The following is a 16,697-nucleotide window of genomic DNA, read 5'->3' as shown; positions in this document are numbered from 1 at the left end:
ATATAAAGATTATACTGGTGGGTGCCGGTTCAGGCCGGTACTCATCAAAAAATACAAATATAAGAGGTAGATTACAATGGCAAGAAAGAAGATTATTGCAGGTAACTGGAAGATGAACAAGACTCCTAGCGAGGCTGTTGAGCTTGTTAACCTGTTAAAGGACTTAGTAAAGAATGATGACGTAGATGTAGTATACTGTGTACCAGCTATCGATATCGTACCAGTTGTTGAGGCAACAAAGGGAACAAACGTAGCTGTAGGTGCAGAGAACATGTACTTCGAGGAGAGCGGAGCTTACACAGGCGAGATCTCAGCAGCAATGCTTGTTGATGCTGGTGTTAAGTACGTTATCATCGGACATTCAGAGCGTCGTGATTACTTTAAGGAGGATGATGTTCTTCTCAACAAGAAGGTTAAGAAGGCATTTGAGGCTGGTATCACACCTATTCTTTGCTGTGGTGAGTCACTTGAGCAGAGAGAGCTCGGTGTTACTATGGACTGGATCCGTCTTCAGATCAAGTCAGATCTCGCTGGCGTAACAGCAGATCAGGTTAAGTCAATGGTTATCGCTTACGAGCCAATCTGGGCTATCGGAACAGGTAAGACAGCTACATCAGATCAGGCACAGGAAGTATGTAAGGGAATCCGTGATCTCATCGCTGAGATCTACGATACAGATACAGCTGAGGCGGTAAGAATTCAGTACGGCGGTTCTATGAACGCTGGCAATGCTGCTGAGCTCCTTGCAAAGCCAGACATCGACGGTGGTCTTATCGGCGGTGCTTCACTCAAGGCTGATTTCGGTCAGGTTGTAAATGCCGGAAAGTAATTTTAAACAGGCCAAAATATATTAGTTTTAGATTAAATCTGATATAGAATATTGAAAGGGATTATCAAGTGCTTTATCACAAGGTAATCCCTTTTGTTTACGCTTAGAAAAACAAGGTGGTATATTTCAGGAACTAAGTATTGTTTTTATGAAATGGGGTTTGCCTTAAATTTATATTTCTATAGTTCGCAGGTGTTAGACCAGTATGTAATCTGAACTGTTCGGTAAAATAACTCTGACTTGGAAATGCGAGAGTCTGTGCTATCTGGGCAGGGCTATAATCAGAGTATATGAGCATGTTCCTTGCAGTATCAAGTTTTAGCATTTTTATATAATGTCCGATATTATCTCCGGTCTCTTTTTTGAACAGCCTTGACAGGTATGACGGGGTGAGATTGACACGTTTTGCCAGAAGTTCAACAGTGATCCTAGTATGCAGATGATCGTATATGTAGTCTATGCACTCTGCGACCGGTTTGGAGCATATGGAATTTTTCTTAAGGTTTCGCATTTTTTTTGCATAGTCGATGCACATGAACGCATGTAATTCAGATATATCCTCCACAGACTTCATTGTATCTGACTTTTTTATATAAAAATCACTGAGATTGTAAGCAGTTGCCACATCGAGACCACCTTCAATACAGTATCTTGCAACAAGGGCTGTTGTTATGACAAAATGATATCTTATGTTGTTGACCGGCTTTTCAGATAGTAAGCCGAGTCCTTTTTTATCCTTAAGTGGTGAGGCTTTACACAATTCTTTAACCTGTTCTATATCTCCATTTTGTATTATTGAGTAAAATTCAAGTTCAGGGTTATAGGGCGCTCTATTGGTTGAATCTTCGCGTCTTATAAATTCCTGGTAGAATATTTCCTTTGAGTATTTCATATGTGTATAAATCCTTTCCAGTAAATTGTGTCAGGGTAAAAATTTATATGTTATCAAAAGTTTATAAAAGTCTTACTTTACAACTCCTCTATAATATATCATGTAAACTATATAAAAAGCAATAAAACGATATATGGCAAATGTATAAGATGTTATTATCAAAATACTTTATAAAGATGCGACGTCGTAAATATTATTATTTTATTTTTGGAGAGGAGTATTTTATGAGAAGGTTAAAACAGCTTGTGGCTATGATACTTGTAGTTTGTATGTTGATCACTCTGTGTCCATCAGACGTTAGCGCTAGAACATCAAAAGCTGCGGTAAAGTCTGTAACTGTGACAAATCTTGTCACAAATAAACTTGTACTAAAAAAGGGTACAAAGTTTCGGGTGAAACCTAGAGTTGTAGTTACAGGTAAGATCAGCAAAAAAGTAACATATGTATCATCAAATAAGAAGATAGTTACAGTAGATAACAAGGGTGTTGTCAAAGCGGTAAAATCAGGAAAAGCGGTTGTAGCAGTGAAGAGTGCTGCAAACCCAAAGGTAATGTATAGGTTTAATGTTTATGTTGGGGTTCCTACGAAGACTGTTAAATTGTCTGCAAAGGCTGTGAACATGTTTAAAGGAACCAGCAGGACGTTAAAAGCTTCAATTGCTCCAAAGAATGCCACATATAAGAGAATTCAGTGGTCATCATCAGATAAAAGAATAGCAACAGTTTCCTCGAAAGGTGTTGTAAAAGCAGTTAAGGTTGGAAGAGTATATATAACTGCGAAGGCTATGGATGGAAGTGGCAAATATGCAAGATGTAAGATTACAGTAAAACAGCCAGTTACTTCTATCAAGCTTTCAGCGGCAACACTCACTATCACAGAGGGAAGCAGTAAAACTCTTACAGCTACTGTCGCTCCTGCATCGGCAACCAACAAGACGTTAAGTTGGACATCGAGCAATAAAAAGATTGCAACGGTTTCTGCAAAAGGCGTTGTGAAGGCTATAGCACCAGGTACAGCTACAATCACAGCAAAAGCTGCTGACGGTTCAGGAAAGAAAGCAACATGTAAAGTGACTGTAAATAAGAAGGTGACTGTAGAAAATAAATACGAGTCGCAGGGGTATAAACTTTTATGGCATGATGAATTTGACGGAACAGAGCTCAACCGTGATATTTGGAATGTTGAACTCCATGAGCCTGGCTGGGTCAATAATGAGCTTCAGTCATATGTTGATTCTGAAGATAATATAAAAGTCAAGAATGGCACACTTATTATAAGCTCAAAGAAAAAAGTGAATGAGGATGGTTCTATATCATATACATCGGGAAGAGTAAACACACAGAATAAGCAGGATTTCAAGTATGGCAGAGTACAGTTCAGAGCAAAGGTACCTACAGGTAAGGGCTATCTTCCTGCAGCATGGATGATGCCTACAAACGAGAGCCTGTATGGACAGTGGCCTAGATGTGGTGAGATAGATGTGATGGAGGTTCTTGGAGACAATACATATACAACCTATGGAACGATTCACTATGGCAATCCGCATTCAGAGTCACAGGGAAAATATACACTTTCAAATGGAAAGTCATTTGCGGACAGCTATCATGTATTTACATGCGACTGGGAGCCTGGAAAAATTACGTGGTATGTAGATGGAGTTAAGATGCATGAGGAAAATGACTGGTATTCTACAACTGCCGGAAAAGGTACAGTTACTTATCCGGCACCGTTTGATCAGCCATTCTATGTAATACTCAATCTTGCAGTTGGCGGCAATTGGCCAGGAAATCCGGATGCAGATGCAGATTATATTAACAGTGAGAGCTTATATGTTGATTATGTGAGAGTATACCAGAAGGAGTCTTATGACGAAAATGTGACAAAGCCAGAGCGTGAAGTTATAATTCGTGATCCGGATGAAAATGGCAATTATGTAATAAATGGTGATTTTAGTGAGACCGAGGATCTGGGAGATGCAGAAAACTGGATTTTTATGGCGCAGAATGGCGGCGAAGGAACAGCGGTCATCGAGAACAATACAATCAACATAAATACAATTGATGCAGGAACGGTTGATTACAGCATACAGTTGGTACAGCCTGATATTCCTGTAGAAAAAGGTGCCACATACAAGCTTTCATTTGATGCGTGGGCGGATGAGGCGAGAACAGGCATAATTGATGTCTCAGCGCCAACCAGATCATGGGGAAGATATCTTAAGGATACAAAATTTGATATGACAACAGAGAAACAGACATTTGAGTATGAGTATACGATGACTGATTCATCTGATGACAAGGGAAGAATAGAATTCAACTTCGGCAATCAGGGAAGCGTGGCTGGTGTACATATTGCAAATGTAAAGCTGGTAAAGACAAATCAGACTGAGGTAGTTGACAAGAAGACGATCCTCGCTGATGGAAACCTAGTTTACAATGGAGAATTTCAGGAAGGAACAGGAAGACTTGGATATTGGACAGTCAGCAACAATTGCGGTGCTGAGTATAAGGTGACAGGTCTGTCTGACGGAAGAAGATTTTCATACAAGTCATTGGATGAGAGTATAGATGGCAACTTCGTATTATCACAGGATGAGCTTGCGTATGCCCCAAATACAAAGTATGTACTTAAATTTGATGCTGAGACTGCAACTGAGGGAAAGAATATAATTATCACTACAGGAGATTCAAAGTTTGCTGTAACTCTGGATAAAGGAATTAAGAATTATGTTTACAAGTTTGAGACCGGAGAAGAAGTGACTGACAGTTCAATCAGCATTGATTTTGGTAACAGCGGAGAAGTTCTGTTAGACAATGTGAAGATAATGCAGGATTCACTTCTTCTCAATGGGAACTTTTCAGCAGATTTTGCTGGATATGATGTGTATATAGACAGCAGTGCGGATGCAGAGTCTGTTGTGGACAGCCAGAAGGAGGACAATGCTGCTGACTTCACAATAAAGAATTCAGGTGACCAGAACTGGAAGATACAGCTCAAGCAGAATAATATCAAGCTTGAGAAAGGACAGTGGTACAAGCTTTCATTTGATATAAAGAGCTCTGTGTCGAGAACTGTTCAGTATGCGATACAGAGGGATGGAAGTACACATAAGGATAGTACAGGTGCAGAGGACTGGACACCGTATGTTCAGGAGACAGTAAAGCTTGATGCATACGATCAGGCTGATCAGAAATATATGACTGTTTCAAACACATTCCAGATGGCCTGTGACACAGACGAAGAGAGTATTTTCAATATTGCACTTGGCGCAGGCGGAGAAAATGGTTCGGCAATTACAGATCAGCATAGAATATGTATTGATAACATTATTCTTGAAAAGACTTCAGCTCCAGAGATAGATGTGCCTGTAGGTAAGAATCTTCTCACAAACCCAGAATTTGAGATGGATGAGGATGGTAGCCTTGCCGGTTGGGAAAATGCAGTGACTGCTCCTGGAGATGCCACAATTGAGACTGGAGATGGAAAGATCACATACAGTGTTGCAAACGTGGGTGAGGCAGACTGGAACATCCAGCTTAAGCAGATGGGATTGTCTCTTGAGCAGGGCGAGTCATATACGCTTAAATGTACATTGTTTTCTGATGTTGATAGAGTTGTGAAGGTTGCTGTTATGACTCCTTCAGCCGGATATGCATGGCATGGCGGTGAAGATGTAGTTCTTACAGCTGGTGAGGCTAAAGATATAACACTCACAATTACACCTAAGGAAGAAGTTTTCACAGATGGTATCACTGTTGATACAGGTGCCGGATTATTCTTCTCAATGGGATATGTTGAAGGATACACACTTGGAGCACATACAGTTTCTATATCAAATGTATCATTTGTAAAAAACTAAATTTGACCCCTAAAAAACAATAATATATACCCTTAGGCAGCGGCGGATCGTCGCTGCCTTTTTCATTGTGGCCATAGCAGGATTTTGGTGAATTTTTAATGATTTGACAGTCAGAATGGGTGTTTGTATGATATAATGAGCATTGCGACGGATGCGCTTGCGCAAGCCGTCATAATGCGAATGCCTGCATGGAGCCGGTAGGCGACATGTTAAAATAAAACATGATTTTCCCCAAATAATAATGAAAGGATAAAATGGTATATAAATTTATGAAAAAACTTATCTCATGGAACGTAAATGGAATAAGGGCATGCGCCGGTAAAGGCTTCATGGACTTTTTTAACAGCATAGATGCAGACATATTCTGTATACAGGAGTCCAAGATGCAGGAGGGACAGCTCACACTTGATATGCCAGGATATTATCAGTATTGGAACTATGCGGATAAGAAGGGATATTCAGGTACGGCTATTTTCACAAAAGAGAAACCTTTGAGTGAAACAAAAGGTATAGGCATAGATGAACACGACCATGAGGGTCGTGTCATAACACTTGAATATGAGAACTTCTACATGGTGACTGTATATACACCAAATTCACAGAACGAGCTTGCAAGGCTTGATTACCGGATGAAGTGGGAGGATGATTTCAGAGCATATCTGAAAAAGCTTGAGGAGAATAAGCCTGTTATAGTGTGCGGCGATATGAACGTGGCTCACAATGAGATAGATCTGAAAAATCCAAAGACAAACAGGAAGAATGCGGGATTTACTGATGAGGAAAGAGAGAAGATGACGGTGCTTCTAGATGATGGCTTCATCGACACATTCAGATATTTTTATCCGGATCAGGAAAATATATATTCATGGTGGTCGTACAGATTTAAGGCAAGGGAGAAGAATGCAGGTTGGCGTATCGACTATTTTCTCACATCTGAGAGTTTGAAGGACAAGCTTGTCGATGCTAAGATACACACTGATATCATGGGATCTGATCACTGCCCGGTTGAACTGGATATTGACCTGTGACTTGAGTTGGATTTGAACTTGAAAAATAGGCATTATATAAGTATAATCTCAAATGAGTGAATTATGATTAAGAGGCATTTAGCCGGAATAAATAAAAAGGAGAAAAATTATGAGTAAGAAACCAGTAGTTTTAATGGTCCTCGACGGATATGGTCTCAGTGACAAGACAGAGGGCAATGCAGTAGCACTTGCAAAGACACCTGTTATGGACAAACTTATGGCTACAGCACCATTTGTGCAGGGCGCAGCTTCAGGACTTCCTGTAGGACTTCCAGATGGTCAGATGGGCAATTCAGAGGTAGGTCATATGAATATCGGCGCAGGCCGTATCATATATCAGGAGCTTACAAGAATCACAAAGGCAATCGCTGATGGAGATTTTTTTGAGAACGAGGAGATGCTTGCTGCAATAGAAAACTGCAAGAAGAACAATTCAGATCTTCATCTCTGGGGACTTCTCTCAGATGGTGGTGTTCACAGCCACAATACACACCTTTATGCGATCCTTGAGCTCTGCAAGAAGCAGAACTTTGAGAATGTATACGTTCATCCATTCTTCGATGGAAGAGATACACCGCCTGCATCAGGTAAGGGATACCTTGAGGAGCTTATCGCAAAGATGAAGGAGATTGGTGTAGGTAAGGTTGCATCTATGTCAGGCCGTTACTACGCAATGGACAGAGATAACAGATGGGACAGAGTAGAGCTTGCATACAAGTCACTTGTAACAGGTGAGGGCGTTCAGGCTGAGGACCCGGTTGCAGCTATGCAGGAGTCATATGACAAGGAAGTATATGATGAGTTCGTTCTTCCTACAGTAATCACAGAGAATGGTAAGCCTGTATCACTTGTTAAGCCAAATGATTCAGTTATATTCTTTAACTTCAGACCAGACAGAGCCCGCGAGATCACCAGAGCATTCTGCTGTGATGATTTTGATGGATTTGAGAGAGCAAATGGCCGCATGCCACTCACATATGTATGTTTCAAGGACTACGACGAGTCAATACCTAACAAGCTTGTAGCATTCAAGAAGGAAGAGATTGACAACACATTCGGTGAGTACCTTGCAGCTAAGGGCCTCAAGCAGCTCAGACTTGCTGAGACAGAGAAGTATGCTCATGTAACGTTCTTCTTCAACGGCGGTGTTGAGGAGCCTAACAAGAACGAGGACAGAATCCTTGTAAAGTCACCTGCTGTAGCAACATATGACCTCCAGCCAGAGATGAGTGCTCCAGAGGTAAGCGAGAAGCTCAATGCAGCTATCCTTGGTGGCGAGTATGATGTGATCATCATCAACTTTGCAAACCCTGATATGGTTGGTCATACAGGTATTATCCCAGCAGCTATCCAGGCTGTAGAGACAGTTGACAAGTGCGTTGGCGCTGCTGTAGAGGCAATTGATAAGGTTGATGGTGTTCTCTTTATCTGTGCTGATCATGGTAACGCAGAGCAGATGATCAACTATGAGACCGGTGCTCCACATACAGCTCATACAACTAACCCTGTACCATTTATCCTTTACAACTATGGTGAAGATGTAGAGCTTCGTGAGGGCGGATGTCTTGCAGATATCGCACCTACACTTCTTGAGGTTATGGGACTTCCTCAGCCTAAGGAGATGACAGGCAAGTCACTTATTGTAAGAAAGTAAAAAAAGATGATGTGCGATTAGCGATGACAGCAAATGTAGATATATGTCATATCAATTGCGCGAGAAACAATAAATAAAAGATACGGCACCGAATTATAATATAAGTTTGTTATGATTGGTGCTGTATTCAGTTGGAAGGATACATATGAAGAAGTTTTTGGAAGAGTTTAAGGAGTTTGCCCTTAAGGGAAATGTGATGAGTCTTGCAATCGGTGTTATCATTGGTGGAGCGTTCCAGTCATTGGTTACATCTTTTACAGACTGTTTCATCACACCAATAATCAACAGTATCGGTGGAGCAGAGATTGGTGGACATTTTCAGATATTCCATACAGGACAGTATATCGAGTATGGAGCGTTTATTTCAGCAGTTATCAACTTCATAATCATGGCATTTGTTATATTTGTCATCATGAAGGGGATCAATGCGATCATGGATCTTGGTAAGAAGAAAGAGGAGGCAGCTCCTCTCACAAGAAAGTGCCCATACTGTATGGGTGAGATAGATATCAAAGCAACAAAGTGTATGCATTGTACATCTGATGTACCTCCTGCCCAGGAGTAGATCAGGTCTGACCTGGATCAGCGCCGGCGTAGGGATACATACAGCATAAGAAAAGCGGCTGTGCCTTATGGTATGGCCGCTTTTCGTCAAAAAAGATTAGCAGATAAACAACAGAGTATATATAAAGGAGATAGAAAAACATGATAAAAGAGTGCCTTGAAAATGTGAGAAAGAATGTACCTCTGGTACACAATATAACAAACTATGTAACTGTAAATGATGTGGCAAATGTCATTCTGGCGTGCGGTGGAAGTCCTATCATGTCGGATGATGAGGGTGACGTGGAGGATATCACAAGTATATGTGGTGGTCTGAATATCAACATAGGAACACTTAACAAGAACACTATTCCATCAATGTACCTGGCAGGGAAGAAGGCAAATGAACTTGGACATGTTGTACTTCTCGATCCTGTTGGAGCAGGAGCAAGTAAGCTCAGAACTGATACGGCTGTTGGACTTATGAAGGAGATTAGATTTGATGTTATAAGGGGAAATATCTCTGAGATCAAAACTCTGGCATATGGTTCCGGCAGCACAAAGGGTGTTGATGCCGATGTGGCAGATGCGGTTACGGAGGATACGCTTGATAATGCAGTGGCATTTGTCAAGAAGCTATCTGCTGAAACGGGATCTATCATAGCTGTAACAGGCGCAATAGACCTTGTTGCGGACAGCGAGAAATGTTATGTAATCAGAAACGGCCGTCCTGAGATGGGTAAGATCACTGGAACAGGCTGCCAGCTCTCAGGAATGATGACAGCATATGTTGTGGCAAATCAGGACAACAAGCTTGAGGCTGCTGCAGTGGCTGTCATGGTCATGGGACTTGCTGGGGAGATCGGTTATTCCCATCTGCAGGCATTTGAGGGTAATTCAACATACAGGAACAGGATAATCGACGCCATATACAATATGGACGGGGATACACTTGAACAGGGCGCAAAGTTTGAAATCAGATAATTGACGGAAGTCTAATAATTGCCTGGATCTGCATCAGATCGGGATCAAAACATATAGGAAGGACAGATAGTATGATAAATTGCAGTGAGAAAGAGCTCTTGCTCTACGCAGTAACTGACAGACACTGGCTTGGTGAAGAGACTCTGTATGATCAGGTAAAGAAGGCACTTGACGGCGGTGCAACATTTGTACAGCTCAGGGAGAAGAATCTCGACAGAGAAGTCTTCCTCGCTGAGGCGAAGGAGATACAGAAGCTTTGTAAGGAATATGGAGTTCCATTTGTCGTCAATGACGAGGTCAGCATAGCAAAGGATATAGATGCTGACGGTGTACACGTGGGACAGAGTGATATGGAGGCCATGGACGTCAGAAAGATACTCGGCCCTGACAAGATAATTGGAGTGTCTGCACAGACTGTCGAGCAGGCGATTATAGCGGAAAAGCACGGCGCAGATTATCTTGGTGTAGGAGCAGTGTTTACAACAGGTTCAAAGGATGACGCGGACGATGTGAGCCATGAAACTCTCAAGGCCATTTGTGAGGCGGTGTCCATACCGGTCATTGCCATAGGCGGCATAACAAAGGATAATGTGGCCGAGCTTGCGGGCTCTGGAATATGCGGTGTGGCAGTTATAAGTGCCATATTCGGACAGAAGGACATACAGAAGGCCACAGAGGAGCTCAAGTTTTCTGTAGAGAATATGCTTGATGCCTGACTAAATATATGATATAGAGGTGTACATGAAAAAAATAGTTATCAGTGATATAAAAGGTGCGATATTTGATATGGATGGGGTTCTGCTTGACTCTATGCCTATGTGGGATCATGCCGGAGAGATGTATCTGGCGGGGCAAGGGATACAGGCAGAACCTGATCTTGAGAAGGTGCTTTTCACCATGACCATGATGAAGGGCGCAGAATATATGCAGGAACACTATGGACTTGAACTCAGCGCGAAGGAGATTATAGACGGTATCAATGAGACTGTGCGCGATTTCTATGCAAATAAAGTTGAGCCGAAGTCAGGTGTGCCTGAACTGCTGAGGTTCTTAAAGAGATATGATATCCCGGTCACTGTTGCAACATCCACAGACAGATGCCATGTTGAGGCAGCACTTGTGCGGACAGGACTTATGAAGTATGTTGACAGGATATTTACATGTTCTGAGGTGGGCGTGGGCAAGGCAGCCTCACCTAAGATATATGAGATGGCGGCTGAGTTTATGGGAACTCCGGCTTCGGATACATTTGTATTCGAGGACGCATATCATGCGGCGGAGACAGCACAGAACGGAGGATTTGTTGTGGTCGGTCTCTATGACGAATCCAGCAGGGACAGACAGGGAGATCTTATAGCACATTGTGATCATTATTTTAAGAGTATGGATGACATGCTGTGCAGTATAAATTCTGACAGAAGCCGTCTTGTGCCGGTCCTCACCATAGCCGGAAGCGATTCCTCAGGTGGCGCAGGTGTACAGGCGGATCTCAAGACCATGCAGGCAAATGGCGTATTTGGTATGAGTGCGATCACAGCCCTCACGGCTCAGAATACCACAGGAGTGACTGCTATCATGAACGTTATCCCTGATGTACTTGGCGCCCAGATAGATGCGGTGTTTACCGATATACGGCCGAAAGCGGTCAAGATAGGAATGGTATCTGTTCCTGAACTTATTGATGTGATAGCTGACAGACTTGCCAGATACAATGCGGAGAATGTCGTGCTTGACCCTGTGATGGTGGCGACCAGTGGTGCTAAGCTTATAAGCGATGATGCGGTGGAGGTCATGACCGGTAAACTGTTCCCACTTGCAAAGCTCATAACGCCAAACATACCTGAGACTGAGGCGCTCACTGGTATATCGGTGAAGAGCGTAGCTGATATGGAGAATGCCGCCAGATGTATATACGGAAAGTATGGCTGCGCTGTCCTTGTAAAGGGTGGACACAGCATAAATGATGCAAATGATATGCTTTTTGACGGAGAGAATATCACCTGGTTTTCGGGTAAGCGTATTGATAATCCGAATACACATGGCACAGGATGTACGCTTTCAAGTGCGATCGCTTCAAATCTCGCAAAGGAATATGATGTAAGTGATTCAGTTAGAATGGCCAAACAATATATATCCGGTGCCCTGGCGGCCATGCTGGATCTGGGATCGGGCAGTGGACCGCTGAATCATGGTTTCGATATACGAAGTAGGTATATGTTATAAATCAGTATGTAAAAGTTAGAAAATCTTTCATTAAAAAATTTTAATCTATATAGTATTTTCACAGATTGTGTAGTATTATATTAAAACTAAATAATCTGGAGAAGAATACGATGGAGAAAAAACAGAGAAAACAGCTTGTTATTCAGATGCTTACAGCGGGCATTATCACATTCTGCCTGCTGTGGCTTCTGTTTTATATAAAAAAGTATGTGCCGTTCGGAGTACATTCACTCGCATCCAAGGATGCTGATTTTCAGTATCTTGATTTTCTGGCATATCTGAAGGATGTATTTGACGGCAAAAATAATATAGATTATTCTTTCAGCAAATCTATAGGAGGGGCCTGCATAGGAGTATTCAGTTACTATCTTTCCAGCCCGTTCAATTTATTGCTGTTGTTATTCGACAAATCCCAGCTTGTATTGTTCGTACATGTGATCATAACGTTAAAGCTTGCCTGTGCGGCGGCGACATTTGCATTTTATCTCAACAGGAGATTTGAAGAGTGGAATGATGGTTCTGTGAAAAAGCAGGCACTTATCATTTTTCTGGCGGTGAGCTATGCAGTGAGTCAGTATGGAATCGCCCAGGCATGTAATATAATGTGGCTTGACGGCTTCTATATGTTACCGCTCATAATGCTGGGCGTGTACAGAGTGGTTAACGGTGGCAGGCCTGTTATGCTTTCCGTATCAGTTGCATTGGCAGTTCTGTTCAACTGGTATATGGGCGGAATCAACTGTGTATTTGCCTGTTTCTGGTTTTTGTTTGAATTTGCATATTTAAGATTGTACAGTGGGGATACTAAGGCTGAGAAGACTGTCATAAAGGATTTTGCCGGAAAACTTGGACGGTTTATATATTCAATGCTGGCGGGAGTTCTGATCAGCGGGGTGTTGTTCCTTCCGACGATAGGTGCGATGCGTTACAGTGTAAGAGGAAGTCTTGATTTCGGCTCTCTGCTCGACATGTCATTTATCGGTGATGTTTCATCTGTGATAGACGGATATTCGCTTGGCGCACAGAGTCAGAAGGGAAGCGTGTCTCTGTACTGCGGATGTCTGGCGTTGATAGGATTTATTGGAATCTTCATCGGTAAGAAACACAATGTAAAGCAGAAGATATTAGCATTTGTCACGCTTGTGGTAATGCTGCTCATGTTTTACTGGAATCCATTGTGCATGGCATTTTCTCTGTTCAAAGAGGTTGGATCATATTGGTACAGATATTCACATGTTGGAATATTCTGCATATTATTCTTTGCCGCTGAATTTTTCCTCTCGGAGGATCTGAATGCTGTAAAATGGCGGGTTATCATTGCAAGTGCGATATTCAGTGCGGCTATGCTTGGTGTAAACTATCTGCATGGAGTCCAGGATAACAAACTTGTATGGCTGACCGATGCGCTTATTGTAGGGGTAGCCGTTTTGATAGCACTCATAAGCAGGCTTTCGAAAAACGTAGGAGCCGGAAGAGTGTTCGGAATTATATTTACGGTCATTCTGTGTGCAGTGCTGACTGTTGAGACAGGATACAGCGTGATGTTGCAAATGGACAATATCCATATCGACAACGGTGAGAGTTTTGTTGAGTATGAGACGGCTATGGAAGGCCTTATAAATGATCTGAAAGAATATGATTCCGATACATACAGGATCAGCCAGACCAGATCAAGGGCGACAAGATCACTCGAAAAAAAGAAAAACAATAATGGCAAAGATACGGATGATAATTTTAAATATAAGAACAATGTCAGAGCAAATTATGACGAGTCGTTTGGTTATGGGTATTGGGCGATAGGATCGTATGTGTCAACCGCTGACAGCACAGTGCTGAACTTCCTTGTGGACACGGGATACAGGAGCGAAGGCGATAACCTAAGTGTTGTCAACATGCCGGTGCTTGGAACTGATTCACTGCTGGGAGTCAGATACATCGTATCTGATTATGCTTTGGAGGGCATGGATAAAGTAGAGGATATTGCAGACAATGCAAATGGAGCCGGTGTATACGAGAACCCATACAGCCTGCCTATGGCATTTGTATATGATTCAGGCAAATATACAGCGGCAAAATATAATGGCAATCCGTTTGAATATCAAAATGAGCTCTACAGCGAGCTGCTCGGCAGAAAGGTTGAGATCTATAAGCCTTTAAAGTACGAGACGGTTGTAAGTAAAGCGAAGAAGCGTGTATACAAGATGGAGATCCCGGAAGGCAATTACATCGCTTATGGCAATATCCCATGGAACAGTCTGTTTAATGCAAAGCTGAATGTCAATGGAATATACAGGACCGGATATGCCAGATGGCTTTCGCCGTCAGTGTTCAATATTCCTGTAAATGAGGATCGTGATTACTACAAGGTTGTGCTTCACTCAAAGCAGAAGCTAGATCTGGATGATGGAGCAGAGCAGTTTTATGTTCTTGATCTGGATTTGCTGAAAAGCATAGCAGAGGAGCTTGAGAAATATACCCCTGATGTGATGGATATAGAAAATGGCAGCGCAGAAATTGTTGTAAATGCCAAGGAAGGACAGAGTTTATTCACATCTATTCCTTACTGTGATGGTTGGACAGTCAAAGTTAACGGCCAGAAGGTACAGCCGGATAAGGTGGTAGACAGCCTGTATTCTATAAGTCTTGTTGAGGGTGAGAATGTTGTTGAGATGAAATTCCATGTGAAATATGCAGGCGCAGGTATTGCCTGTTCGATAATAGGTATCGCAATGCTGGTATTTGCGGAGTTTTACAGAAAACGAAGAAAATAGTTATTGAATATATTATTTTGTTGTGTTATTATGTTTCAAGTTGGTGTTAAAATTATACACACACCATTTTTTCGGAAACGGAGGTGTTAAGATGCTGAAGACAATATTAATGGTAATTTATGTTATAGTATGTATAGTATTAGCAATAGTGGTTCTTTCACAGGAAGGAAAGGATGCGAGCCTTACAAGTTCCATATCAGGAGCAGGCGGCGGATTTGACAATTCCTACTGGAGCAAGAATAAGGGAAGCTCAAAGCAGGAGATACTTAAGAAGATAACAGCAGTTCTCACAGTTCTCTTCTTTGTACTTGCATTACTGCTTGACTCAAAGCTTTTCAACTAATAATGATTTCTGATGCTTACATATATTAACTGATATATGTAAGCATTTTTTTGCTCATTATGCAATGTATTTGTGCGGTAGGGATGCGGGCATAATGTATATAGAAAGGGTTTGTTATGGATAATAAGGATTTGGAGTTATACAACAGAAGAAAACAGACGGTATATGAATTTATATGCGATGATGATTATCCGCCTATGAAGTTCAAGGAGATGTGTACATTCCTTCAGGTCCCGGGAGATGAGAGACAGACATTTCTCGATATACTGAATGACCTCACAGAGGAGGGACTGATCATCAGATCGGCAAAAGGGCGATATCAGAAGGTCGGAGAAGGGACATACAAGGGAACATTTATCGGCAATCAGAGAGGTTTTGGATTTGTCCGCGTTGAGGGCATGAAGGAGGATTTCTTTGTCCCTGAGAAGAATACCATGGGAGCGTTCCACGGTGATACAGTCCTCATACATGCGGAGGACAGACCGAAGGGAATGAAGCAGGAAGCATCGGTTATAAAGGTACTTGAGCGTGGACTAAAGAAGGTTGTCGGAGTCTATCAGAAGAATAAGAACTTTGGATTTGTCATACCTGACAATCTGAAAATAGATGGAGACATATTTATATCCAAGGAAAATTCCATGGGCGCCATGGCTGGACATAAGGTTGTGGCGGAGATCATCAGTTATGGAGACAAAGTGAAGTCTCCGGAGGGAAAGATTATAGAGATACTTGGACATATAAATGATCCGGAGAGTGACGTGCTGTCTGTGGTCAGAGCTCTGGACATTCCAGTCGATTTTCCTGACGAGGTCATGGACAGCCTCTCACAGATCCCTGATTTTGTCAGCGCATCGGAGATGGCAGGCAGAACGGATCTCCGACATCTTCAGACAGTGACGATAGATGGCGAGGATGCAAAAGACCTGGACGATGCCATAACACTCTATGAGGCGGACGGAATGTACAAGCTTGGTGTGCACATAGCTGACGTGACCCACTATGTAAAGGAGAATTCCCCTCTGGATAAAGAGGCACTTAACAGAGGTACAAGCTGTTATCTCGTGGACAGGGTAATACCTATGCTTCCGCACAAGCTGTCAAATGGTATCTGTTCGCTGAATGAAGGGCAGGACAGATTGGCGCTGAGCTGCCTTATGGACATAGATCAGAAGGGCCACATAGTAGGACATAAGATATGTGAGACTGTGATCAATGTGGACCGTAGAATGTCATATACAAGTGTGTCTGCAATTGTCGAGGATCACGATCCAGGGGAGACCAGAAAATATGAGGAGCTTGTGCCTATGTTCGAGATGATGCTTCATGTGTCGGATCTTCTCAGAGCTAACAGAAGAAAGCGAGGCTCAATAGATTTTGATTTTGACGAATCGAAGATCAAGATAGACTCCGACGGCAAAGTTGTATCAATAGGTGTATATGAGAGACGCAGATCCAATGAGATCATTGAAGATTTTATGCTTGCTGCAAATGAGACGATTGCTGAGGATTATTTCTGGCAGGATATACCATTTGAGTACAGAGTCCATGAGACACCTGATGCAGACAGGGT

At 42.3% G+C, this 16,697-nt stretch carries 12 protein-coding genes; 11 read left to right on the top strand and 1 reads right to left on the bottom strand.

Features of this window, described 5'->3' with window-relative positions:
* Positions 1-76: 76 nt before the first annotated feature.
* A complete protein-coding gene (tpiA, locus tag AB5150_RS00955; protein WP_004852916.1) occupies positions 77-829 on the top strand; it encodes a triose-phosphate isomerase in 753 nt (250 codons plus the stop codon).
* A 133-nt stretch (positions 830-962) separates the two neighbouring features.
* On the opposite strand, the gene AB5150_RS00950 is transcribed toward tpiA, so the two are convergent.
* The gene (locus AB5150_RS00950) at positions 963-1,721 is read right to left on the bottom strand and encodes an AraC family transcriptional regulator (protein ID WP_022216405.1); all 759 of its coding nucleotides are present in this window, start codon (positions 1,719-1,721) and stop codon (positions 963-965) included.
* A 224-nt stretch (positions 1,722-1,945) separates the two neighbouring features.
* Between AB5150_RS00950 and AB5150_RS00945 the strand changes: the two genes are divergently transcribed.
* The 10 genes from AB5150_RS00945 to AB5150_RS00900 form a co-directional block, all read left to right on the top strand.
* Positions 1,946-5,581, top strand: coding sequence for an Ig-like domain-containing protein (locus AB5150_RS00945; RefSeq protein WP_368291062.1), 3,636 nt, complete (start codon positions 1,946-1,948; stop codon positions 5,579-5,581).
* Positions 5,582-5,850: 269 nt separating this feature from the next.
* On the top strand, positions 5,851-6,609 hold the full coding sequence (locus AB5150_RS00940) for an exodeoxyribonuclease III (protein WP_055144946.1): 759 nt from the start codon (positions 5,851-5,853) through the stop codon (positions 6,607-6,609).
* Between the two features lie 109 nt (positions 6,610-6,718).
* Positions 6,719-8,263 (top strand): 2,3-bisphosphoglycerate-independent phosphoglycerate mutase, encoded by a 1,545-nt coding sequence (gpmI, locus tag AB5150_RS00935; RefSeq protein WP_015534994.1) that lies wholly within the window; start codon positions 6,719-6,721, stop codon positions 8,261-8,263.
* A 145-nt stretch (positions 8,264-8,408) separates the two neighbouring features.
* Positions 8,409-8,828, top strand: coding sequence for a large conductance mechanosensitive channel protein MscL (mscL, locus tag AB5150_RS00930; RefSeq protein WP_015534993.1), 420 nt, complete (start codon positions 8,409-8,411; stop codon positions 8,826-8,828).
* A 140-nt stretch (positions 8,829-8,968) separates the two neighbouring features.
* Positions 8,969-9,790 (top strand): hydroxyethylthiazole kinase, encoded by an 822-nt coding sequence (thiM, locus tag AB5150_RS00925; protein ID WP_055144359.1) that lies wholly within the window; start codon positions 8,969-8,971, stop codon positions 9,788-9,790.
* Between the two features lie 74 nt (positions 9,791-9,864).
* Entirely contained in the window at positions 9,865-10,506 is a 642-nt protein-coding gene (gene thiE / locus AB5150_RS00920) for a thiamine phosphate synthase (RefSeq protein ID WP_118016799.1), read from the top strand.
* A 25-nt stretch (positions 10,507-10,531) separates the two neighbouring features.
* Complete coding sequence (thiD, locus tag AB5150_RS00915) at positions 10,532-12,013, top strand: bifunctional hydroxymethylpyrimidine kinase/phosphomethylpyrimidine kinase (RefSeq protein ID WP_173794508.1); 1,482 nt, start codon at positions 10,532-10,534, stop codon at positions 12,011-12,013.
* A gap of 110 nt (positions 12,014-12,123) precedes the next feature.
* Positions 12,124-14,784 carry a YfhO family protein gene (locus AB5150_RS00910; protein WP_368291061.1) on the top strand — a complete coding sequence of 887 codons (2,661 nt, stop codon included), beginning with the start codon at positions 12,124-12,126 and terminating at the stop codon, positions 14,782-14,784.
* Positions 14,785-14,875: 91 nt separating this feature from the next.
* Positions 14,876-15,127, top strand: coding sequence for a preprotein translocase subunit SecG (gene secG / locus AB5150_RS00905; protein ID WP_015534991.1), 252 nt, complete (start codon positions 14,876-14,878; stop codon positions 15,125-15,127).
* Between the two features lie 116 nt (positions 15,128-15,243).
* Positions 15,244-16,697, top strand: a 1,454-nt coding sequence (locus AB5150_RS00900; RefSeq protein WP_368291060.1) for a ribonuclease R family protein, incomplete at its 3' end; no start/stop codon positions are given.

It is taken from the genome of Coprococcus sp. RTP21281st1_F1_RTP21281_210402 (assembly GCF_040915325.1).
GTDB lineage: Bacteria > Bacillota > Clostridia > Lachnospirales > Lachnospiraceae > Coprococcus > Coprococcus aceti.
The sequence above is the reverse complement of the archived record's forward strand: the minus strand, read 5'-3'. Positions and strand labels throughout refer to the sequence as shown.

Excerpts from the sequence above, each read along its gene's own strand:
- tpiA (WP_004852916.1), top strand. The coding sequence starts at position 77 with ATGGCAAGAAAGAAGATTATTGCAGGTAACTGGAAGATGAACAAGACT.
- AB5150_RS00950 (WP_022216405.1), bottom strand. The coding sequence starts at position 1,721 with ATGAAATACTCAAAGGAAATATTCTACCAGGAATTTATAAGACGCGAA.
- AB5150_RS00945 (WP_368291062.1), top strand. The coding sequence starts at position 1,946 with ATGAGAAGGTTAAAACAGCTTGTGGCTATGATACTTGTAGTTTGTATG.
- AB5150_RS00940 (WP_055144946.1), top strand. The coding sequence starts at position 5,851 with ATGAAAAAACTTATCTCATGGAACGTAAATGGAATAAGGGCATGCGCC.
- gpmI (WP_015534994.1), top strand. The coding sequence starts at position 6,719 with ATGAGTAAGAAACCAGTAGTTTTAATGGTCCTCGACGGATATGGTCTC.
- mscL (WP_015534993.1), top strand. The coding sequence starts at position 8,409 with ATGAAGAAGTTTTTGGAAGAGTTTAAGGAGTTTGCCCTTAAGGGAAAT.
- thiM (WP_055144359.1), top strand. The coding sequence starts at position 8,969 with ATGATAAAAGAGTGCCTTGAAAATGTGAGAAAGAATGTACCTCTGGTA.
- thiD (WP_173794508.1), top strand. The coding sequence starts at position 10,532 with ATGAAAAAAATAGTTATCAGTGATATAAAAGGTGCGATATTTGATATG.
- AB5150_RS00910 (WP_368291061.1), top strand. The coding sequence starts at position 12,124 with ATGGAGAAAAAACAGAGAAAACAGCTTGTTATTCAGATGCTTACAGCG.
- secG (WP_015534991.1), top strand. The coding sequence starts at position 14,876 with ATGCTGAAGACAATATTAATGGTAATTTATGTTATAGTATGTATAGTA.